Source organism: Burkholderia sp. Bp8991 (genome assembly GCF_003853795.1).
Classification (GTDB): Bacteria; Pseudomonadota; Gammaproteobacteria; order Burkholderiales; family Burkholderiaceae; genus Burkholderia.
Map to the genome: position 1 here is coordinate 96,561 of NZ_QTQJ01000011.1, position 21,140 is coordinate 117,700.

At 67.8% G+C, this 21,140-nt stretch carries 22 protein-coding genes and 1 pseudogene; 11 read left to right on the forward strand and 12 right to left on the reverse strand.

From position 1 onward, the window contains the following. Positions 1 to 164: 164 nt before the first annotated feature. The 3 genes and pseudogenes from DIE02_RS36330 to DIE02_RS15125 form a co-directional block, all read right to left on the reverse strand. Positions 165 to 605, reverse strand: a pseudogene (locus tag DIE02_RS36330) (YiiX/YebB-like N1pC/P60 family cysteine hydrolase); the annotation flags it as partial. A 123-nt stretch (positions 606 to 728) separates the two neighbouring features. Continuing rightward, the gene (locus DIE02_RS15120; RefSeq protein WP_124520883.1) at positions 729 to 1,298 is read right to left on the reverse strand and encodes a hypothetical protein; all 570 of its coding nucleotides are present in this window, start codon (positions 1,296 to 1,298) and stop codon (positions 729 to 731) included. Positions 1,299 to 1,516: 218 nt separating this feature from the next. Further along, positions 1,517 to 1,975 (reverse strand): Lrp/AsnC family transcriptional regulator, encoded by a 459-nt coding sequence (locus tag DIE02_RS15125; protein ID WP_006486309.1) that lies wholly within the window; start codon positions 1,973 to 1,975, stop codon positions 1,517 to 1,519. 126 nt (positions 1,976 to 2,101) lie between these two features. On the opposite strand from DIE02_RS15125, the gene DIE02_RS15130 reads away from it, so the two are divergent. From DIE02_RS15130 to surE, 3 genes are all read left to right on the forward strand, one after another. Then, on the forward strand, positions 2,102 to 2,839 hold the full coding sequence (locus DIE02_RS15130) for an AzlC family ABC transporter permease (RefSeq protein ID WP_124487066.1): 738 nt from the start codon (positions 2,102 to 2,104) through the stop codon (positions 2,837 to 2,839). Further along, positions 2,829 to 3,131, forward strand: a complete 303-nt coding sequence (locus tag DIE02_RS15135; protein WP_162999222.1) for an AzlD family protein — start codon at positions 2,829 to 2,831, stop codon at positions 3,129 to 3,131. The genes DIE02_RS15130 and DIE02_RS15135 overlap by 11 nt, the downstream gene beginning before the upstream one ends. 193 nt (positions 3,132 to 3,324) lie before the next feature. Further along, positions 3,325 to 4,104, forward strand: a complete 780-nt coding sequence (gene surE / locus DIE02_RS15140; RefSeq protein ID WP_124487067.1) for a 5'/3'-nucleotidase SurE — start codon at positions 3,325 to 3,327, stop codon at positions 4,102 to 4,104. 19 nt (positions 4,105 to 4,123) lie between these two features. Here surE and DIE02_RS15145 read toward each other — a convergent pair whose 3' ends face one another. From DIE02_RS15145 to DIE02_RS15165, 5 genes are all read right to left on the reverse strand, one after another. Then, entirely contained in the window at positions 4,124 to 4,945 is an 822-nt protein-coding gene (locus DIE02_RS15145) for an SDR family NAD(P)-dependent oxidoreductase (RefSeq protein ID WP_124529300.1), read from the reverse strand. Positions 4,946 to 5,014: 69 nt separating this feature from the next. Further along, positions 5,015 to 5,482, reverse strand: a complete 468-nt coding sequence (locus DIE02_RS15150; RefSeq protein ID WP_044845430.1) for a cupin domain-containing protein — start codon at positions 5,480 to 5,482, stop codon at positions 5,015 to 5,017. Positions 5,483 to 5,645: 163 nt separating this feature from the next. Further along, on the reverse strand, positions 5,646 to 6,998 hold the full coding sequence (locus tag DIE02_RS15155; protein ID WP_124529302.1) for a pyridoxal-dependent decarboxylase: 1,353 nt from the start codon (positions 6,996 to 6,998) through the stop codon (positions 5,646 to 5,648). 20 nt (positions 6,999 to 7,018) lie between these two features. After that, complete coding sequence (locus DIE02_RS15160) at positions 7,019 to 7,318, reverse strand: helix-turn-helix transcriptional regulator (RefSeq protein WP_040139054.1); 300 nt, start codon at positions 7,316 to 7,318, stop codon at positions 7,019 to 7,021. A gap of 187 nt (positions 7,319 to 7,505) precedes the next feature. After that, positions 7,506 to 8,393 carry a LysR family transcriptional regulator gene (locus tag DIE02_RS15165; RefSeq protein ID WP_124487070.1) on the reverse strand — a complete coding sequence of 296 codons (888 nt, stop codon included), beginning with the start codon at positions 8,391 to 8,393 and terminating at the stop codon, positions 7,506 to 7,508. A 128-nt stretch (positions 8,394 to 8,521) separates the two neighbouring features. On the opposite strand from DIE02_RS15165, the gene DIE02_RS15170 reads away from it, so the two are divergent. Then, complete coding sequence (locus DIE02_RS15170) at positions 8,522 to 9,559, forward strand: aldo/keto reductase (RefSeq protein WP_124529304.1); 1,038 nt, start codon at positions 8,522 to 8,524, stop codon at positions 9,557 to 9,559. Positions 9,560 to 9,741: 182 nt separating this feature from the next. On the opposite strand, the gene DIE02_RS15175 is transcribed toward DIE02_RS15170, so the two are convergent. Then, a complete protein-coding gene (locus tag DIE02_RS15175) occupies positions 9,742 to 11,220 on the reverse strand; it encodes a PLP-dependent aminotransferase family protein (RefSeq protein WP_124529306.1) in 1,479 nt (492 codons plus the stop codon). A 131-nt stretch (positions 11,221 to 11,351) separates the two neighbouring features. On the opposite strand from DIE02_RS15175, the gene DIE02_RS15180 reads away from it, so the two are divergent. Beyond that, positions 11,352 to 11,828, forward strand: a complete 477-nt coding sequence (locus DIE02_RS15180) for a GNAT family N-acetyltransferase (RefSeq protein ID WP_124529308.1) — start codon at positions 11,352 to 11,354, stop codon at positions 11,826 to 11,828. A 59-nt stretch (positions 11,829 to 11,887) separates the two neighbouring features. On the opposite strand, the gene DIE02_RS15185 is transcribed toward DIE02_RS15180, so the two are convergent. Beyond that, positions 11,888 to 12,613, reverse strand: coding sequence for a class I SAM-dependent methyltransferase (locus tag DIE02_RS15185; RefSeq protein WP_124529310.1), 726 nt, complete (start codon positions 12,611 to 12,613; stop codon positions 11,888 to 11,890). A 218-nt stretch (positions 12,614 to 12,831) separates the two neighbouring features. Here DIE02_RS15185 and DIE02_RS15190 point away from each other — a divergent pair, with 218 nt between their 5' ends. Then, on the forward strand, positions 12,832 to 13,842 hold the full coding sequence (locus tag DIE02_RS15190; protein ID WP_124529312.1) for a hypothetical protein: 1,011 nt from the start codon (positions 12,832 to 12,834) through the stop codon (positions 13,840 to 13,842). A 228-nt stretch (positions 13,843 to 14,070) separates the two neighbouring features. After that, a complete protein-coding gene (locus tag DIE02_RS15195) occupies positions 14,071 to 14,880 on the forward strand; it encodes a TlpA disulfide reductase family protein (protein WP_124529314.1) in 810 nt (269 codons plus the stop codon). Positions 14,881 to 14,995: 115 nt separating this feature from the next. On the opposite strand, the gene DIE02_RS15200 is transcribed toward DIE02_RS15195, so the two are convergent. Then, on the reverse strand, positions 14,996 to 15,400 hold the full coding sequence (locus tag DIE02_RS15200) for a hypothetical protein (protein ID WP_044845438.1): 405 nt from the start codon (positions 15,398 to 15,400) through the stop codon (positions 14,996 to 14,998). Positions 15,401 to 16,087: 687 nt separating this feature from the next. Here DIE02_RS15200 and DIE02_RS15205 point away from each other — a divergent pair. The 3 genes from DIE02_RS15205 (at position 16,088) to DIE02_RS15215 (ending at position 18,366) form a co-directional block, all read left to right on the forward strand. Then, a complete protein-coding gene (locus DIE02_RS15205) occupies positions 16,088 to 16,477 on the forward strand; it encodes a fucose-binding lectin II (RefSeq protein WP_124529316.1) in 390 nt (129 codons plus the stop codon). Positions 16,478 to 16,604: 127 nt separating this feature from the next. Next, positions 16,605 to 17,423, forward strand: coding sequence for a fucose-binding lectin II (locus DIE02_RS15210; RefSeq protein ID WP_044845440.1), 819 nt, complete (start codon positions 16,605 to 16,607; stop codon positions 17,421 to 17,423). Between the two features lie 202 nt (positions 17,424 to 17,625). Next, complete coding sequence (locus DIE02_RS15215; protein WP_124487079.1) at positions 17,626 to 18,366, forward strand: fucose-binding lectin II; 741 nt, start codon at positions 17,626 to 17,628, stop codon at positions 18,364 to 18,366. Positions 18,367 to 18,551: 185 nt separating this feature from the next. Here DIE02_RS15215 and DIE02_RS15220 read toward each other — a convergent pair whose 3' ends face one another. After that, complete coding sequence (locus DIE02_RS15220; RefSeq protein WP_124529318.1) at positions 18,552 to 19,922, reverse strand: M23 family metallopeptidase; 1,371 nt, start codon at positions 19,920 to 19,922, stop codon at positions 18,552 to 18,554. A 324-nt stretch (positions 19,923 to 20,246) separates the two neighbouring features. Between DIE02_RS15220 and DIE02_RS15225 the strand changes: the two genes are divergently transcribed. After that, positions 20,247 to 21,122, forward strand: coding sequence for a mechanosensitive ion channel family protein (locus DIE02_RS15225; RefSeq protein WP_124487080.1), 876 nt, complete (start codon positions 20,247 to 20,249; stop codon positions 21,120 to 21,122). The last annotated feature ends 18 nt before the right edge of the window (positions 21,123 to 21,140 follow it).

The window sequence follows — 21,140 nt, forward strand, 5'->3', positions numbered from 1 at the left end:
CATAGGATCTACTCGCATGGAACACATTCGGACCTCGCCGGCGAGGCACTCGCCAGCTTTAACTCAAGCGCCGAATGCTACAGACAGACATTTCGCATGTATTTAGATCACGTACGAAAATTCGTGACCGAATTGTTAATTGCGGGTGCAACTGCACGATGCGTGATCCGGGTCGCGTCACGCACGACTTCCCGCACGAAACGCGAGCAGAACTGCCGGCGTGACGCGAGATTGAAACCCCGTGTCATAGAGCACGCCGATCCGGCGCATTGCCACGTCGACGAGGCCGCGCCGCCGCGCGGCGTCGGGCGGCGGCTTCAATCGCGCGATCACGCACGCGCCGCGATCCGAGCGTGCGAGAAACCGCGACATCGTCGTCACGCGCGACAGCGGAAACGTGCTTTCCGCGACGAGCGGCTCGCCGCCGCGCTCGCGACTTCGAGAAACGGCCGCACCGTCACGCGGATGAAGACGATGTCGCCGATCTCGGGTTCGACCGGCAACGGCATCGTGTCCGGCTCGACCGTACCGACAGCGAAAAGATGGCGCCAGCGTATGCCCTGCCGGCGCACCATGAGCAGCTGAGAACCCGTGTCGATCGACATGCGAACCTCACTCGAGCGGGATGACCGCGAGCATGTCAGCCGCGGCCACATCGCGCATCGGGGAATCGCTCCGCGCCCCGCGGGAGCGAATTCCGGTACTGGCGCGCGGCGCGCGCGCAATCGTCAGCGATTCGCGCCCAGCGCCACGCGCAGCCGCTCCATCAGCCGTGTGTAGTGCCGCACCACATCGGCCTTGTCCGCCACGTTCGCGGTCGAGAACCGCTCGGACCACGCCGCCTTCCATTCATACGTGCCGTGCACGCTGCGGTCGCCGTCCGGCGCGTGGATCAGCGAACGGATCCGAGCGTCGCGGCCCGGCCCCGTATGCATCTCGAACAATGCGTGGATGAACGTGTGATACGCGTCGTACACGTCGTCGTCGAACAGGTAGCGGTAGATGTGAAACGTGCGGTCGAGTTCGCGCTTCGCGCGGATCACGTCGTCCGGCGAAATGTCCTTCCAGTACCCGATCCACGTGTAGAAGCACAGCAGCGCATTGAGCTGCGGCGCGACCGTGTCGTACAGCGTGAGCCGCTTCTCGATCAGCCGCTGGTTGGTCCACTGCACGAGCTCGAGCCGCTTCAGCCGGCGCGCGACGAGCCAGCCCAGGCACGCGACCGACAACGGCGTCAGCACGCCGAGCACGAGCTTGACGATTTCCAGCGAATTCCACGGATTGTTGAATGGCTGCATGAATGGCTCGACAAGAAAGACGCACCGCCCGGCGGATCGCATCGCGCACGGCGCGCGTGTTCGTCGATTGCCTCGCGGTTGACCGTTAGTTGCTTGCGCATCGAAGCCGCACCGTGATGCAGCCGGTGCGCGGCGATGCGGCTCGTCCCGCCAGTGTATCGGCCGAATGTCACCGACCGGTGACGATTTGCCGAATCGTCGTCATGCAACCGCCCGCGTTACGTCGGCAGCGCCGACGTGAGCTTGACCTTCTGCATCGGAATGTCGGTCTTGACGCTCAGCACGCCCGGGATGCGCGTCAGGTATTCCATCTGGAAGCGCCGGTAGTCGTCGATGTCGGCGGCCACCACGCGCAGCAGGAAATCGCAGTCGCCGGCCATCAGGTGGCATTCGACCACTTCCGGCATCTGCTGGACAGCCTCGGCGAAGCGGTTCACGGATTCCGCGTCCTGCCCCTTCAGCCACACGCGAGTGAAGATCGTCAGCCCCTTGCCGACCTTCGCCGGGTTCAGCACGGCCACGTACTTCTCGATCACGCCCGCTTCCTCGAGCAGCCGCACGCGCCGCAGGCACGGCGACGGCGACAGCCCGACCTCGTGCGCGAGTTCCACGTTCTGCATGCGGCCGTCACGCTGCAGCGCGCTCAGGATCCGCCGGTCGATAGCATCCAGCTTCATTGGCATCAAATTCCAAAAAAATCGCAAATCACTCGTTCAATGCCAAATTCTCAGGAATATTGGTCCGCAACGCAACCCGATTCGAGTCAAAAAAGCAGACAATCCTACTCCCCCGAAGGAGGAGTAATGAGCAGTAGCGTTTCAACGTCGTCCGGGCTTCGCGACAAGCCCGCCTATGTCGCCGAGATGGGCCGCGGATTGCGCGCGGCGCTGCCCGTCATGCTGGGTTTCGTGCCGTTCGCGCTGGTGCTCGGCGCACAGGCCGCGCAAAAAGGGCTGAGCCTGCTCGAGGTCCCGATGATGACGGGCCTGAACTTCGGCGGCGGCTCCGAATTCGCGGCGATCCATCTGTGGACGTCGCCACCGCATATCGCGCTGATCGTCGCGATGTCGTTCCTCGTGAATTCGCGCCACATCCTGATGGGTGCCGCGTTCGCGCCATACATCCGGCGCCTGCCGCGCCGCCGCGCGTTCGCGGCGCTGTTCTTCATGTGCGACGAAAGCTGGGCGATGTCGCTCGCCGACGCGCGCTCGCGCTCGGCCTCGCACATCAGTGTCCCCTATTACGCGGGCATCTGCTCCGGGCTGTACCTGACGTGGATCTCGATGACGACGCTCGGCGCTGCGGTCGGCCCGACGATCGGCAACGTCGAGCAGTACGGCTTCGACATGGCATTTACGGCCGTGTTTCTGGTGCTGCTGCGCGGAATGTGGAAGGGCATGCGAGCGGGCCGCCCGTGGTTCGTGAGCCTTGTCGTCGCAGCCGGCACGCACCTGGCCGTGCCCGGCGCGTGGTACGTCGCGGCCGGGGCGTGCGCGGGGCTGATCGCCGCGCTGCTGTGGGAGCCGCGCGATGCTGCCTGATTTCGCGACGGTCGCGACCATCGTGCTGATGGCGTCGACCACCTACCTGTCGCGCGTGCTCGGCTACGTGCTGCTGCGCAACCGCACGCTGAGCCCGCGAATGGCATCGGTGATGGAAAACGTGCCGGGTTGCGTGCTGATCTCGGTAATCGCGCCGGCCTTCGTGTCGACGCGCCCGGCCGACCTGCTCGCGCTCGCCGTCACGCTGATCGCGGCGACCCGCCTGTCGATCCTGCCGACCGTGATCGTCGGCGTCGTGTCGGCCGGCCTGCTACGGCATCTGCTCGGGTAATCGGATCACGCGGGCGGCACATCGAACCGGAAGACGGGCGCGCGATGCGCCCGTTTTCGTATCCGCGTGCGGGGTGCGGTGCGCTGAGGTGCGGCATGACACGACACAACATGCGCCGCAACGGGATGCTAGCCTTGCGGGTGTACCCGCGATGCCTTTCCCCTCTCATTGCCTACCTGCGAGGATCGTCCCGATGCAAGAAACCCGCCCGCTGTTCGACCGCGTCCTGCTCACCAACGACGACGGATTCGACGCCCCCGGCCTTGAAGTGCTCGAACAGGTCGCCACGCAACTGGCGCGCGAAGTCTGGATCGTCGCGCCGGCGGAGGACCAGAGCGGCACGTCGCATTCGCTGAGCCTGCACGAACCGCTGCGCGTGCATCGCAAGGGCGAGCGCCGTTTTGCGGTGCGCGGCACGCCGGGCGATTGCGTCGCGATCGCGGTCAGCCACCTGATGAAGGACGCGCGGCCCGACTTCGTGCTGTCCGGCGTCAATCGCGGCGCGAACCTCGGCACCGAAACGGTGTTCTCCGGCACGGTCGGCGCCGCGATGACGAGCATGCTGGTCGGCGTACCGGCGATCGCGCTGAGCCAGGCGTTCGTCGACCGCAACGCGGTGCCGTGGCATACGGCGCTCACGCACGCACCGGACGTGATTCGCCGGCTCGTCGCGGCCGGCTGGGACAGCGACGCCTGCCTCAACGTGAATTTCCCGGCGCGGCCGGCCGACGACGTGCGCGGCCTGAAGGTGACGAACCAGGGCGCCGGCACGCTGCAAGGCGTCGACATCGTGTCGGGGCGCGATCCGCGCGACATCGAATACCACTGGCTGAAACTGGCGCGCGCACCGCGCGACGACGATGCGGATTCGGAAACGGCCGCGCTCGGCGAAGGCTATATCGCGGTCACGCCGCTGAAGTTCGAACGCACGCACGATCAGGCGCTCGCGCGGCTGCGGTCGAACCTCGGCTGACCTGGAGAGCCTTTACCGGTCACGTCAGGTTCATTCCCCCGTCGAGCATCACGATCTCGCCCGTCACATAATCGGACGCGACGAGCATCGCAACCGTCTGCGCGACGTCGTCCGGCGTCGCCGCACGGCGCATCGGCGCGCGCTCGCGCCAGAGCTGCTGCGCGTCGGTCCAGTCCGCGGTCAGCGGCGTATCGACGAGCCCCGGCGCCACCGCATTGACGCGAATCGCCGGCGCGAGCGTACGCGCCAGCAAGCGAGTCGTGTGATTCAGCGCGGCCTTCGCCGCCGCATAGGGAATCGACGCCCCCTTCGGCCGCACGCCGGCGTGCGAGCTGACGTTGACGACGCACCCGGCACGCCCGCTCGACGCCGCCTCGAGCAGCGCGGGCTGCGCTTCGGCGACGAGCCGAAACGGCGCGATCACGTTGATCTCGTGCATCTCGCGCCACACGTCGGGCGTCGCGGCGGCGAGATCGTCGTGCGGAATCACGCGGCTGACGCCCGCATTGTTGACCAGCACGTCGAGGCGGCCGTGCACCGCCAGCGCGTCGCGAATCAACCGCACGCGCTCCGCATCGTCGGCGAGATCGGCCTGCACGTAGGTCGCGCCGAGTTCGCGCGCCATCGCGCGGCCGGTGTCGGCGGAACTGCGCGAATGGAGGATCACCGCGTAGCCGTCCGCCGCCAGGCGTCGCGCGATGGCCGCGCCGATTCCCGACGTCGATCCGGTGACGAGCGCGACAGGCCGATGCACGCGCGACGCGCGCGGCTCGGCGACGGTTTCGGTTTCAGGTTCCGTTTCGGAAATCGGGGCATTCATCGGCGGATGCGGCGCGTCCATGGCGTGGAATCCTGTCAGTGGCGTTTCCGCATCATAAGCATGACGACGGCCGATGCGGATGCGTGCCGTCTACGGCCGTTTCGGCAGGTCGACGAAATCCTCGAGCTCGCCGGCGATGTAAAGCCGCTTGCCGATTCTCGGGTATTCGCAGACGTCGTGTTCGAGGCGCTGGCCGAGGATGAACAGTTCCAGCGGCACCTCGCCGGTGTTCTGCAACGTGTGTGCGTCGCCGCCGCGCGGAAAACCGAGGAAATCGCCCGGGCCGATTTCGCACGTGCGTTCGCCGATCGTGACCGAGCCGGTGCCGGACAGCACGTACACGCATTCTTCCTCGTACAGGTGGCGGTGATACTCGGCCGATTCGTGCCCGGGCATCAGGGTGAGCAGGTGCGCGCCGATCTGCGTGAGGCCGGTCAGGTCGCTGAGCTGTCGTTTGAGGCGAACGGCATTGGGATTGAGCGAATGCACCGCGCGCGTCGGTTCCATCTTCGCGATGTCGGCGGCTTTCAGCAGCTCCCGGGGAGGTGTCGTGGACATGGGGATCTCGTCGGCGTGAATACTGCGGTTGAGCGCGCCGCCCGGGCCGGCACGGCGCGCATGCCGCGTTATTGTCCGACATTTTCACGCAGACGAGCTGCACATCTCCAGATACGGATAGCCGGCGGCGGCGGCACGCGCGCGACGCATTCGCCGCCGCCGCTCAACCCACATGCACGCCGCGCAGCGTCGTCAGCAACGCGACGAGACGGTCGACGTGCTCGTCCTCCGTGCGCCACGACGACACGCTGATCCGGAACGCCGGCCGCCCCTGCCATACGGTCTGCCCGAACCATACGTCGCCCGAATCCTGCGCGGCCTGAAGGATCGCGATCGTCTCGTCGTCGGTGCCGGCGCGCACGAGCACCTGGTTCAGCACGACACGGTTCAGCACGTCGTAGCCGGCCGCGCGCAGGCCGTCCGCGACGCGCTGGGCCTGTGCGCAATGCCGCTCGACCATCGTCGCCACGCCGGCGCGGCCGAGCGCACGCAGCGCGGCCCACACCGGAATGCCGCGCGCACGCCGCGAGAATTCGAGGTTCAGGTTCTTCTGCGCATCCTGCGCGCCGCTCAGGTAGACGGCATCGCTGTTCATCGCGGTCGCGAGCGCGGCCGCGTCGCGGCAGATCACCATCGCGCCGTCGTACGGCGTGTTGAGCCACTTGTGGCCGTCGGTGGTCCAGCTGTCCGCGCCGTCGATGCCGTCGGTCAGCGCGCGCTTCGACGACGCGCGCGCCCACAGCCCGAACGCGCCGTCCACGTGCACCCACGCGCCGGCGGCCTTCGCGCGCGGAATCAGCGCCGCGAACGGATCGAATTCGCCGGTGTTCACTTCGCCGGCCTGCACGCAGAGGATCGTCATGTCGTCGAGCGGCGGCAATTGCGCGGGGTCGATGCGGCCATGCGCGTCGACCGGCGCGACGATCAGGCGCTTCATCCCGAAGCCGAGCACGCGCAGCGCCTTCTTCACCGTGATATGCGCGAGCTCCGAGAGCACGACCTTCACCTCGGGTGCGCCGATCAGGCCGTCCGCGTCGACGTCCCAGCCCTTGCGCGCGAGCAGCGCACGCCGCGCGGCCACCAGCGCGACCAGCGTGCAGGCCGTCGCGCTCGTGCCGAAGCCGACCGCGCTGCCTTCCGGCAGCCCGAGCACGTCGACGACCCAGCGCGCGGCCTGCCGCTCGATCGTCGCGGCCACCGGCGAATTCGCGAACGACGACGCGCACTGGTCCCACGCGAGCATCAGCCGCTCGGCGGCTGCTGCGGCCGGCAGCGTCGCGCCGATCACGAAGCCGAAGTAGTTCGGGCCGTTCGACGCGACGGTCGCGGGCGTGCCCTTGTCGTCGAGCAGGCGCAGCACGTCGTCGGCCGGGCGGCCCGCATCGGGCAGCGGCTCGTCGAAGGCCGCAAGACCCGCGAGCGCCGCCGCGTCGGGATAGGCGCGCCGTTCGTCGGTCGCGGCGAGATACGCTTGCGCGCGCCGGTCGGCATCGGCCAGCAGGGCGAGTTCATCCATGTCGATTGCCTCTGTGAAGATCAGAGTTGCAGGAGGTCGCGGCCCAACCGATGCAGCGCATCGTCGATCCGCTTGTAGTACGTGAACTTGCCGACGCGCGTCGCCCGCACGAGCCCGGCATCCGCGAGGATCCGCATGTGGCGCGTGGTCGTCGCCGGCGCGATGCCGAGCTTCTCGGTGATGTACGTGCAGCACACGCCGAGCTCGTCGAAGTCGCCGTGAGGCTGCGGCGGGAAATGCTTGCGCGGCTGCTTGAGCCAGCGCATCACGGCCAGACGGCTTTCATTGGCCAGTGCGCTGATGCGGGTGACGTCGTCCATGGTTCCGGTCTCGTTTGACGTTTTGAATATTAGCTAAATGACGAAACGTGGACAACCCGCTTCGCGGGCGATCTTGCGTTCACTGTCGCGGGGGAAGCGGCCCCGTTCCGCTACTGCGCCGCATTTGGCGTCATCGCGTCGGACGCTGACGCGCGAACGCATCGGCCGCGGCGCGATCCGGTTGCGCTCACCCCGCCGCCAACGCCTGCGCCAGCCGTTCGATCAGCGCCCGCACGCGCCGCGGCTGCACCGCACCGCCCGGGTAGACGATCTGCAGGTCGACCTCGCCCGGCGAGAATTCGCGAAGGATCTCGACCAGCGCGCCGGACGCCAGATCCTGCTCGACGTCGAGCAGCGACTTCAGCGCAATCCCGTGCCCCGCGACGCACCACGCGCGCACGAGCGCGCCGTCGTTGGCGACGCGCCGGCCACGCACCGTCACGCGCTTCGGTTCGTCGTCGATACGGAACGGCCACTCGGCATACAGCTCCTGGCCGAAGCGCATCACGATGCAGTCGTGCGCGGCAAGCTCGGCCGGATGCCGCGGCGTGCCGTGCGCGGCGAGATACGCAGGCGCGGCGCACACCACGCGGCGCGAGCGGCCGAGCGAGCGGCTGCGCAGCGCGCTGTCCGCGAGCTGGCCGCGACGGATCGCGAAGTCGAGCCCCTGCCCGACGAGATCGACGTAGCCGTCGCCGAGATGCAGGTCGACCGTGACGCCCGGGTGCTCGGCGAGGAACGCGTCGACCACCGGCACGACGCGCGCCTGCCCGAGATCGGCCGGCGCGCTCAGCCGCACGGGCCCCGACAGCGTCTGCGCGCCGAGCCGCACGCGGCTTTCGAGTTCGTCGGCCTCGGCGAGCAGGCGCCGCGCGCCCGCGACCAGCGTGCGGCCCTCGTCGGTCAGGCTGATCGCGCGGGTCGTGCGCGTGAGCAGCGCCGCGCCGTAGTGGCGCTCGAGCGCCGTCAGCCGCTCGGAAACCGTGGCAGGCGACAGGCCGACCTCGCGGCCGGCCGCGGCCAGCCCGCCCTTCTCCACGATGCGCAGGAACAGCGCGAGGTTGTCGAGCAGCATTCTTCGCTTCCTCCGAAGGATATTTTCGAAGTCTGCCCAATTATCCGGATGAACCGCAAGCGCTAGAGTGAACGCTCACCTTGCCGACGCCCGCTCGCGCCGGCCTCGACGACGAAAGGACACCCGCCATGGAATACCGCACGCTCGGCCGCTCCGGCCTCAAGGTTCCCGCGCTGAGCTTCGGCGCAGGCACGTTCGGCGGCACCGGCCCGTTGTTCGGCGCCTGGGGCAACACGGACGTCGACGAAGCGCGCCGCCTGGTCGACATCTGCCTCGAAGCCGGCGTCAACCTGTTCGACACCGCCGACGTGTACTCGGACGGCGCATCCGAGCGCGTGCTCGGCGCCGCGATCCACGGCCGGCGCGACCAGGTGCTGATCTCGACCAAGACGGGCCTGCCGACCGGCAATGGCCCGAACGACGCCGGCACGTCGCGCGCACGGCTGATCCGCGCGGTCGACGACGCGCTGCGCCGCCTCGATACCGACTACATCGATCTGCTGCAGCTCCATGCGTTCGACGCGGCCACGCCGGTCGAGGAAGTGATGTCGACGCTGGACGACCTCGTGCGCGCGGGCAAGCTGCGCTACATCGGCGTGTCGAATTTCGCGGGCTGGCAGATCATGAAATCGCTCGCGCTAGCCGACCGGCACGGCTGGTCGCGCTACGTCGCGAACCAGGTCTACTACTCGCTCGTCGGCCGCGACTACGAGTGGGACCTGATGCCGCTCGGCGCGGACCAGGGCCTCGGCGCGCTGGTGTGGAGCCCGCTCGGCTGGGGCCGGCTCACCGGCAAGATCCGCCGCCACGCGCCGCTGCCCGAACGCAGCCGCCTGCACGATACAGCCGGCTTCGGGCCGCCGGTCGACGACGAACGGCTGTACGACGTGGTCGACGCGCTCGACGCGATCGCCGAGGAAACCGGCAGGACCGTGCCGCAGATCGCGCTGAACTGGCTGCTGCAGCGCCCGACCGTGTCGTCGGTGATCATCGGCGCGCGCAACGAGGAACAGTTGCGCCAGAACCTCGGTGCGCTCGGCTGGTCGCTGACCGATGCGCAAGTCGCGAAGCTCGATGCGGCGAGTGCGATCGAAGCGCCGTATCCGCACTTCCCGTATCGCCGGCAGGACGCGTTCGCGCGGCTCAATCCGCCGATGCGCGGGTAAGTGGAGCAGCGGACCGTCGCGCTCCGATGCAATGATGCAACGACGTGGCGACGTGGCGACGTGGCGGCGTGGAGACACAGTGTCGTAACGGCGTAACGGCGTAGAGGCATAGAGGCATAGAGGCGTAGAGGCGTAGCGGCGTAACGGCGTAGCGACGTAGCGACGACACGGCGCGACGGCCGTCACCGCGCGGCCAGCACGCGGTCGATCATCTCGCCGATCTGCCGCGCGAGCCCGTCCATCCGCTCGGCCGGCACGCCGCCGTAGCCGAGCACGAGCCCGTTGTAACCCGCCGCGGTGCCCGGCAGGCAGAACGACGACAGCGGCCGCAGGATCAGCCCGTGCGCCTGCGCGACGCGGCTCAGTTCCGTGTCGGCCACCGGCACGTCGAGCCGCGCGGACAGATGCATGCCGCCCGCGCCGCCCGACACCGTCAGCCGCGTATTCAGCCGCCGCGCCAGTGCGTCGTGCAGTGCGTCGCGCCGCTCGGCATACACACGGCGCATGCGCCGCAGATGGCGCGTGAAATGCCCGGCGTCGATGAAATCCGCGAGCGCGCGCTGCTCGACGGCGCGGCCCTGCAGCATCAGCGCGCCCGCCGCGTCGCGCAGCGGCTGCGCAAGCGCGGGCGGCACGACCATGAAGCCGAGCCGCAACGCCGGAAACATCACCTTGCTGAAGGTACCGAGGTAGATCACCGGCGCGTCGTCGGCGAGCCCCTGCACGGCCGCGTGCGGCGTGCCGTGGTGGCGGAACTCGCTGTCGTAGTCGTCCTCGACGATCCATGCGCCGGCCGCGCGCGCCTGCGCGACGAGCGCGAGCCGCCGTTCGAGGCTCATCACCGCGCCGAGCGGATATTGGTGCGACGGCGTGATGTAGACGAGCTTCGGCGGACGATCGCGCCAGTCGTCCGGATGCGGCGCGAGCCCCTGCGCATCGACGCCGATCGGCTCAACGCGCAGGTCGGCCGCGAGAAACGCGTTGCGCGCGCCGTGGTAGCCGGGGTTCTCGATCCATGCGACATCGCCCACGTCGGCCAGCGCGCGGGCGCACAGGTCGAGCGCGCCCTGCGTGCCGTCGGTGACGATCACCTGCGCGGCGTCGCAGCGCACACCGCGCGACGCGCGCAGATAGCCGGCGATCGCGTCGCGCAGCACCGCGTCGCCTTCCGCGGACTGATAGCCGAGCTGCGCCGGCCCCGCCGAGCGCCATGCGCGCTCGACGCAGCGCCGCCACTGCGCGAGCGGGAAGGCGTCGACGGCCGGCACGCCCGGCATGAACGGCAGCGATTCGTCGAGGCCGCTCGTCGCGCGCTCGGCCTGCGCGACGCGCCGCGACAGCGCCGCCGTAGCGCCGGCGGACGCCGCGGCGGCGACCTGCGACCCGCGCAACCCCATCCGGGCGACCACCGTGCCCTGCCGCGTGCCGGTCACGAACCCTTCCGATGCGAGCCGCTCGTACGCGTACAGCACCGAATTGCGTGCGATGCCGAGCTCGTCGGCCAGCGTGCGCGATGCGGCAAGCCGCGTTCCCTCGGCGATCCGGCCGCTCAGGATCGCGTCGCGCAGGCACGCGTACAGCCGCTGCTGCTGCGACATCCGCGTGGCCGCGTGCGGCCCCGCTTCGCGCTCGAAGGTCGACAGCAGCAACGCGTAATCCATCGTGGCTCCAGATTGTGTGGATGTCATGGGTCTACACATGGTGCCACGAACTTTCTATCGTAGATGTCTGCGCGCGTTTCCGGCCGTGCCGGCAACGCTTCATTCCATCCATCCTCGAGAGGTTCGCGACCATGAACGCTACCGACACCGGCCTGACCGTGCGCCCCGTGCGCGAAGACGATTTCGACGACTGGCTGCCGCTGTGGGACGGCTACAACCGCTTCTACGGCCGCTTCGGCGATACCGCGCTGCCGCGCGAGATCACGCAGCTCACGTGGTCGCGCTTCTTCGACGGCTACGAGCCCGTGCATGCGCGTGTCGCGGAACGCGACGGCCAGCTCGTCGGGCTCGTGCATTTCCTGTATCACCGGAGCACGACGCTGGCCGGGCCGACCTGCTATCTGCAGGATCTCTTCACGCTCGAGCGCGAACGCGGCAAGGGCGTGGGCCGCGCATTGATCGAAGCCGTGTACGACGCCGCGCAGGCGCAGCGCGCCGAACGCGTGTACTGGCAGACGCACGAGACGAATCGCACGGCGATGCGGCTCTACGACACCGTCGCGGAAAAAACCGGATTCGTGATCTACCGGAAGGTCTTGCCGCGCTGATCATGCGGCGTGCCGCAGGCCGCAGGCCGCACGCCGCACGCCGCGCGGCCGCGACGGTTTCAATCCAGCGGCCGCGCCTTGATCCACAGGAACAGCGGCACGCGCGACCACTGCTTCAGCGTGTCCGTGTCGGCGCGATCGGGCAGCGGCTCGCGCAGCGACACGATCGCGAAGCCGGCCGCCTCCAGCGCATCCATGTAGGCCTGGAGCGGCAGCGACCAGCCCGCGAAGTGCATCGACAGCCCGTCGCGCGTTTCCACGCCCTCGAAATGCTCGCTGCCGAAATACGTGCCTTCGAGCACGAACGGCGCGTCGGGCTGCGGCCCCGCGAAACGGCCGCGATCGCGGAACGGATGCACGAGCGACACGAACAGCAGCCCGCCCGGCTTCAGCACGCGACGTGCCTCGCGCAACGCGGCCGCCATGTCGTCGAGGTCCATCAGCACGTTGTATGCCATCACGATGTCGAAGCTGGCCGGATCGAACGGCAGCGAGGCGGCATCGGCGAGCGCGTAGCGGTGCGCCGATGCCGCGCGACGCGCGGCGTCGAGCATCGCGGGCACCGCGTCGCTCGCGGTCACGTCGTAGCCGAGCGCCTTCAGTTCGCGGCTCACGCGTCCCTCGCCGCAGCCGATCTCCAGTGCGCGGCCGGTGCCGCGGCCGAGGTAGGCCGCCAGCCCGTCACGATACTTCCAGAACGCATCGTGGCCCGGCCTGCCGGCCCAGTCGATCCATTGGTCGGCGACGTGCGTCCAGTGTTCCGTGATGGCTTTGCTGTCGGTCATGTTGGCTCCCGATCGGTGTTCGTCGTGCTGGTTCAGGATGCGCATGGTAAGCCGAAGCGGCGGTGCGCGTGAGCGCGTCGCGCGGCACGAGGCCGCCGCGGCCGGTTTCCGTTTCCGGCGGCGGCGTTCTACAGTTGTTACGACGGACGACATGCGCCGCCGGACATCGTTCGCGTTCGGCGCGCGTGCCGATACACCCCCGATTCCGAGGAACGTCCATGCCGAGTATCGTCGCCGGCCCCGCCGATCTGCCGCCGAGCCCCGTCGCCGCCGAAACGCGGATGGTGCACGACGTCGCCACGCTGCAGCCGTCGGACTATCGTTCGGCCGACGGGTCGTCGTGGGTCATCGCCACCCTCACGCCGGCCCCGGACAGCGGCGAAAACGTGACCGGCAATACCTACTTCGATACCGCGAAGCGGCAAACCGTCGCAGTGCCCGACGCGCGTCGGCGTTACGCGAACCGCGGCACCTGGCAGGTCGTCGCGAGTTCCAGCCCGTCGGTGCCCGCCACCGGCCGCTACGACTGGCTCACGCTCGCATGGCTGCCGATCAACGGGCGGCCGCTGCCGCAAACGCCCGAGCATCTGTATTCGCCGTTCATTCGCGGCGGCACGATCGTCTATCGGTGGAATCCGGCCGCGCAAGGCGGCGAGCAGTTCGGCAACGTGCGGATGATCTTTCCGGCGTGGCAACAGCAGGTCGCGGACGTGCTGCGCGCCGCGCCCGGCGACGTCGCGCAAGCGGCGGCGGCGCCCGCATCGGCGCTCGATCGCGTGCAGCAGGACGGCAATCCGATGGCCGCCGTGCTCGACTTCGCCGCCGCGCTGCATGAGGAACCGGCCGACCGGATCGCTGCGCGCCTGCCGGCATTGCTGCGCGCGAGCGACCTGCACGAAGTGTCGGCGATCGTGTTTCAGTGCATCGCCGCATCGCGAGAAGCGGACCGGCCGCGCTTCGTCGAGGCGATCAACGGGTCCGTCACCTCGATCGACGACGGCGCGCGCCTGCTCGCCATCGCCTACGGCGCATTCGCGGCCGGCAGGGCGAAGCCGCGTCCGTTCAGTGATGCCGAACAGGCTGCGCGCATCAACGATGTGTTCGCGGCCTTGAAGCAGCGGACGTCGGCACTCGGCGTGCCGGCCGGACAGGGTTCGCCGTGGTACGAATTCTTTACCGCGTACCGGCTTGGCGGTGCGCCTTCCGGCTCGAGCGGAAGCAGGCAGTAATTACCTGGCCTGCGCGAACGTCGGCGGCCTGATGCGTCGCAAGACTTCGACGAAAACGACGTCGTCCTGAATGCCGGCGCCCGGCATGCGATTCGCACGCGTCGGGCGGTGCATGGCGCGCGGTCGCCAAGGGAACCCGTGTGCGTCCCGTAGGGTCGAAACGTCACATGACCGTCGACGGCATCGCGTTCGCCGGTCGATCCACGATCCCCGCACCCTCTTCTCCCCATGTTGAGCATCGGTCCCTTCTCGATCCGCGTCGTCGCGGTAGCCGCCGCCGCGCTGCTGGCGTGGCTCGTAGCCCGCTTCATTCAGCGCCGCCCGCCCGACGGACATCACAAGAGCGCGTCGAGCCTGATCCTCGACGTGCTGCTGCTCGGGCTGGTCGCCGCGCGTATCGGCTATGTCGCGCAATGGTGGCGCGACTACGCGACGACGCCGCGCGCCATCGTCGCGCTCGGTGACGGCGGCTTCGACTGGCGCATCGGCATCGCCGCCGCACTGGCGTTCGCCGTCTGGCGGCTGCGTCGCCTGCCCGCGCTGCGCAAACCCGTGGCGGCCGGCATCGTCGCGGGCCTCGCCGCGTGGGGCATCGCGCAAGGCACGCTGGCGACACTGCAGCGCACCGCGCCGCCGTTCGCCGCGCTGCGGCTCGAAGCGCTCGATGCGACGCCCGTCATGCCGCAACGCTTTGCAGGCAAGCCGGTCGTGGTGAACCTGTGGGCGACGTGGTGCGCGCCGTGCCGGCGCGAGATGCCGCTCCTCGAACAGGCGCAACGCGATCATCCGGGCATTACGGTGCTGATGCTCAACCAGGGGGAAAACGCGCAGGCCGTGCGCGCGTTCCTCGAACAGCAGGGGCTGCGCTTCGACAACGTGCTGCTCGATCCGTCGTTGCATGCGATGCATGCGTACGGATCGCGCGGGCTGCCCACGACGCTGTTCTTCGATGCGAAAGGCGAGCTCGTCGAATCGCACATGGGCGAGCTCACCGCCGCGCGCTTGAAGGATGCGGTGGCGCAGCGTTTCGGTCAGTGATGTCGTCGGCAGCCTGCTCGACGCCACGATCGATCGTCGATGGCAGCGCGCGTTCCCGCAGCCGCGACCGACTCGACCGCCGACACGCCGGCACTTCGACTACCATCGGCGACGCTCACGGCCTCGACAACACCATCACCCGCCCCGACACGCGCTGAAGCTTCAGCCACCCCGTGTCGGCGGTAAACCTGAGCTGCTGCAACGGGAAATCGAATCCCGCCTTCTGCGCGGCGCTGACCACCGCATCGGCGATCCAGCGAATCAGTTCCTTTCCTTCGTCGGTCGTCTGGTGACCGTTCTGGACACCATAGAAATAGCGGTTCCCTGCGTTGACTTCGTTCTGCAACTGCATCCAGTGCCCCGGGAGGCCGGGCAGGGTCCTGAACAGGTCGGCCACGCGCTGCGTCGTCAGGCCGCGCGCCCACAACGCGCCGTTCACGGCGGGCCGCGCCAGGTTGTGACGGTCTGCGTCCTGTGCCTGTCCCTTGATCTCGCCTTTCAGACTATCGGGTTTCGTCATCGCACTGTCCTCGTGAGGGCCCGGTAACGGGCCGATTGAATGAATAATGCCGCCGAATAGCGAGCGCACGCGCGTCTTGCACGATACCGCTAATCTCAAAATTGATCGCCTGTCAGGTATATCAGGCCGGCGTCCGGTAATATCGCGCGCAAAAATCATCCTCGTCCGATAGGCGTCGCGACAGCAGGCCGATATGCTTCGTCGGGTGCGGTGCCGGTGAAATGCCCTGTTCAAGTTCGGAGTGAGCCGGTCATCGAGCTTCATCGGCGCCGCACCCCGCTTCGTTGCGATCCGGCTTCGGCGCGGGCGCTCGATGGTGGCCGGTGGGCGCGGCCACGACAGGGAAAGACGATGTTGAAACAACACGCTGCCATATGCGAACGCCGAACGTCTGCGCCGAAGCCGGATCCCTCCCGCCATTCCCTTCATTCCCGCCTGCACACCCCGCCATTATTCAAAAAAGCGTGACACGCATCGATATAATTTCCGAGATATATCGAACGGCACTCCATTGAATTTTCATCATTAAATCGGACTGTTTCGGTTTCCGATTTTCTGAACAATTCCCATTCCCGGTCGAATATTTTTTCATTTATTTTTCGCCATGCTGACTGAACCGTGTTTGAAACTGCAAGCGTTTGCGAGACACGGTGAAGTGCCTAATTCATCGACTTCCAGGAGGAAAGCATGGCCGACTCTCAAACGTCCTCGAATCGCGCCGGCGAGTTTTCGATTCCGCCGAACACCGACTTCCGCGCGATTTTCTTCGCGAATGCTGCCGAGCAGCAGCACATCAAGCTCTTCATCGGCGACAGCAAGGAACCGGCCGCTTATCACAAGCTGACCACGCGCGACGGCCCGCGCGAAGCCACGCTGAATTCGGGCAACGGCAAGCTGCGCTTCGAAGTGACGGTAAACGGCAAGACGTCGGCCACCGATGCGCGCCTCGCGCCGATCAGCGGCAAGAAATCGGACGGTTCGCCGTTCACGGTCAACTTCGGGATCGTCGTGTCGGAAGACGGTCACGACAGCGACTACAACGACGGCATCGTCGTGCTGCAGTGGCCGATCGGCTGACCTGACGCACGATCGGCGGCCGCGCCGTGCCGGCCCACCGTCGTCTGGCCGGCCAGCGGTTCGCGCCCATCAAGCGGGCCCTCACGCAGCACCCCAATCCAGAACAGCGTTATCACAGGAGACTTCCATGCCGCTTCTTTCGGCTTCGATCAACAGCGCACCCGTCGTCACGTCCGAGACGTACGTCGACATCCCCGGCCTGCATATCGACATCGCCAAGGCAGAGATTCGCGACGGGAAACTGCAGGTCATCCTCAACGTGCCGACGCCGTACGCGACCGGCAACAATTTCCCCGGCATCTATTTCGCGATCGCGACCGACAAAGGCGTCGTCGCGGACGGCTGCTTCACCTATTCGTCGAAGGTGCCCGAAAGCACTGGGCGCATGCCGTTCACGCTCGTCGCGACGATCGACGTCGGGAGCGGCGTCACGTTCGTGAAAGGGCAGTGGAAAAGCGTGCGCGGCAGCGCGATGCATATCGATTCGTACGCGAGCATTTCCGCGATCGGTGACACGGCCGCGCAATCGTCGTCGCAAGGCGGCGGGAATCAGGGCACCGAAACCGGCGGCGGTGCCGGCAACATCGGCGGCGGCGGCGAACGCGACGGCACGTTCAACCTGCCGCCGAACATCAAGTTCGGCGTGACCGCACTCACCAACGCGGCGAACGACCAGACGATCGACATCTACATCGACGACAACCCGAAACCGGCCGCCACGTTCAAGGGCGCGGGCGTGCAGGACCAGAACCTCGGCACGAAAGTGCTCGACTCCGGCAAGGGGCGCGTACGCGTGATCGTGACGGCGAACGGCAAGCCGTCGCGCATCGGCTCGCGGCAAATCGATCTCTTCAAGAAGTCGTACTTCGGAATCGTCGGCTCGGAAGACGGCACCGACGACGACTACAACGACGGCATCGTGTTCCTGAACTGGCCGCTGGGCTGAACCCGGCGATGCGCGGCGCGGCAACGCGTGCGCGCCGCCGTCGAAGCCGCAATGGCGACGGGGCCAACCGCCCCGGCCACCCGTTGTGAAGCGATTCATTCGAGCAGTCATTTGCAGTCCCACGCCGCGCTCCGCGCGAGACGACGGCGAGATCCGCTCACCGGCCGCGCGATGCGAGACATTCCATCAAGACGAGGAAGACATGTCACAACCGTTTACCCATGACGATCTCTACGCCCTGCTGCAACTTGCCGGCAACGATGCAACCGCCGTGCAATCGAACGGCGACCAGGCCGTGCTCGACCGGATGCGTCAGTTCATGACCGCGCAGCTCGTGGAGAAGCTGCCGCAATACGATGTGTTCGTCGACATCGCGACCATCCCGTACAGCTTCGATGTCGGCAGCTGGCAGAACAAGGTGAAGGCCGATGCGGCCGGGCAGGTGATCGCCTGCACGGTGACGTGGGCCGGCGCGCCCGGCGTGCTGCCCGGCGCGGCGGCGAAGTTCGGCGTCGGTGCGGTGGTCAATTACTTCTCGAAGGCGACGCCGCAGCCGCAACCCACGCAACCGGACACCACGACGACCGGCGGCGGCGAACGCGACGGCATCTTCAACCTGCCGCCGAACATTGCATTCGGCGTGACGGCGCTCGTCAATTCGTCCGCGCAGCAGACGATCGAAGTCTTCGTCGACGACAACCCGAAACCGGCCGCAACGTTCCAGGGCGCCGGCACGCAGGACGCGAACCTGAACACGCAGATCGTGAACTCGGGCAAGGGGAAGGTGCGCGTGGTCGTGACGGCGAACGGCAAACCGTCGAAGATCGGTTCGCGCCAGGTCGACATCTTCAAGAAGACCTATTTCGGACTGGTCGGCTCTGAAGACGGTACGGACGGCGACTACAACGACGGCATCGCGATCCTGAACTGGCCGCTGGGTTGACGGGCTGACCGTCAAACGGAAGGCAAGCACCGGGCGCCGATTCGCCAGGCGCTTGCCTTTATTGCTTCCGATGCCCGCCGGGAACATCGCATACGGGCATGACGAGCACCGGATGGATAGCCTGAAACATGACGTCGTCGCGCCCGCACCCGGTACGCCGGCCGAGCACGGGCGACGTTGCGACATCAGCCGTCGTGCCGGCCGCCACGCTGCGACATCGCGAGCGGCGACGTCAAGCTGGCCGCGGCCAGCTGCGTGCGCGCGGCGTAGGCCACGCGGTTGAACGCGACACGCTGCTCACCCTTCAGTTTCGCTGCCTTCGCCGCCTGCACGAGGCCGATCGGATCGACAAGACGGCCGTGTCGGCGGACCTCGAAGTGCAGATGCGGGCCGGTCGCGGTCCCGGTACTGCCGACCGCGCCCACCCGTTGACCTCGGGCGACCCGCGCACCGGTTCGCAGCGTGGGCTCGAACGCCGACAAGTGCGCGTAGTACGACGCATAGCCACCGTCATGACGGATCACCACATACTTGCCGTAACCGCGCGGCTCGGTGCCGATGAACGTCACGACGCCGCGCTCGGAGGCATGGACGGCGCGCCCTGTCGGCGCGGCGAGATCGACGCCCGAATGCACGTGGCGCGCGCCGGTCACCGGATGCACGCGCGCGCCGAAGCGCGAACTGGTGCGAGTCGACCGGACCGGCATCGCGAACCGGGTGCCGTCGAACGGCATGCCGTCGAGATCGTAGTAGGCGCCCGGTACCCCCGCTCCGGGGGCGAACCACACGGCCGCGACGCGCCGGCCGCGAAAGCGGATGTCGAGCGCCGTCGCGCGCACGCCGTCCGGCAGTGCCGCATCGTCATCGGATTCGAATGCGACACGGAAGGTGTCGCCGGTCGCGCCGTGCAGCTTCGGGTCGATACGACCGGCCAACATGCGCGTCAGCTGCGCCACGACACCGTCGGGCAATTCGGCGCGCGCCAGCGACGCATGCAGGCTGCCGGTGATCGCACCGGCCCGCGCGCCGCTCTCCCGCTCCGCGAGCACGAACGGTTGCGCGGACGCCAGCTCGACCCGACGCGATGCGAATGCCGAAGGCGTGCCGATCGCGGGAAGATGCGATGCAAAACCATAATCGAAACGCCCTGCGTAACCCCGCTCGATCGCACCCCGTGCCGCATCGCAAAGGACAACGTACGGCGCACAGGCGCCGGCACGCACGACGAACATGCCGGGATAGGCCTCCGCACGCACACGCACCGCCCGCGCATCCGCCACGATGCGCGGAACCACCGTCGACGCAAGCAAGCCGCCCCAGACGGTGCGGGCGGAATTGAAGAAAGGCACGTCGACAAGGTCGTCCGCTTGCGCCGCCACGGGCGCGGACGGCACGGCACCGGAGGATGCCAGCGCCATCGCGCCCTGTGTGCCGGCAAGCCACGCCGCCGCGATGACACCGCGCAGCAGCGCGCGGCGAACGGGAAAGCGGATGGCGCCGCGTTGCGCGGATCGACCTTGTTCGCGTGCGAGACGTAAACACAGGTCGAACCGCATCGCGTCGTCACTCGCTATCCATGAAAATTTGAAATGAACCGGGTATCGCGGAGGAAAGAGCGTCGCGATCCGGTAGCCTGGAGGCGAGTGTACTGGCGCGACCAACATCGCCGAATAGGACCAATCCGATTTGTTCAGATGTTGTCTTAGTACATGAACGAAAGACAAAAGTCGCCGTAAAAATGCGCGGGATGCGCCCCTTCGGTCGCGTGACACCCCGCATGGCTGTACAGTCGAGGGTTGCCCGCGCACGCGCGCATGCCCGCCGGGCCACGGCGGGTGCGCCGCCCGTCGCGCCTTCTGTCCTCAACCCGGAATCCCGTCATGTTTCTCGATCATCTTCATCCGGAACGCTGGACGTTCCTGTGGAACGCGTTGTCCACGCTGTCGCTCAGGCTCTGCGCCGCCCTCGCGCTGCTCGTCGCGGGCTGGTGGCTGTCGAAACGCATCGGCAACTGGCTGAGCCGGCTGCTCGCGAACAAGGAGCGCGTCGACGACACGCTGCGGCCGATCCTCTGCGACGTCGCCGTGTGGGGCATCCGCATCGTCGCGATCGTCGGCGCGCTGTCGCAGCTGGGCATCGAAACCGCGAGCATTGTCGCGGTGCTCGGCGCGGCCGGCCTCGCGATCGGGCTCGCACTGCAGGGCACGATGCAGAACATCGCGGCCGGCATCATGCTGTTGCTGCTGCGGCCGTTCAAGGTGGGCGACTACATCGACGGCGGGTCGAGCGTCGCGGGGACGGTGGACGAAGTCGGCCTCTTCATGACGCGGCTGACGAAGCCGGACGGCATCTGCGAATACGTGCCGAACAGCGCGCTGTGGGGCAGCGCGATCCGCAATTACACGCGCAATCCGACGCGCCGTCTCGATCTCGAGGTGGAAGTGTCGGTGCACGACGACATCGATCGCGCGCTCGACGCGCTGCGCGCGCTGGCCGAAGCCGATCCCGACGTGCTGACGGAACCGGCACCGGACGTGATGGTGATGCGCTTCGACGACAGCACGGCGATCGCGAACATGCGCGTGTGGACGCACACCGACAAGTTCTGGGCGATGCGCTGGCGCCTCGCGCGCCAGGTGCGCAAGACGCTCGCCGATGCGGACTGCGCGTTGCCGATCCGCACGCGCGAACTGCACATCGTGCATGACGCCGAACAGCAGCGCCGGGCCGACCCGCGCCGCGTACAGGCGTCGTAAGACGTCGGGGCGCACGAC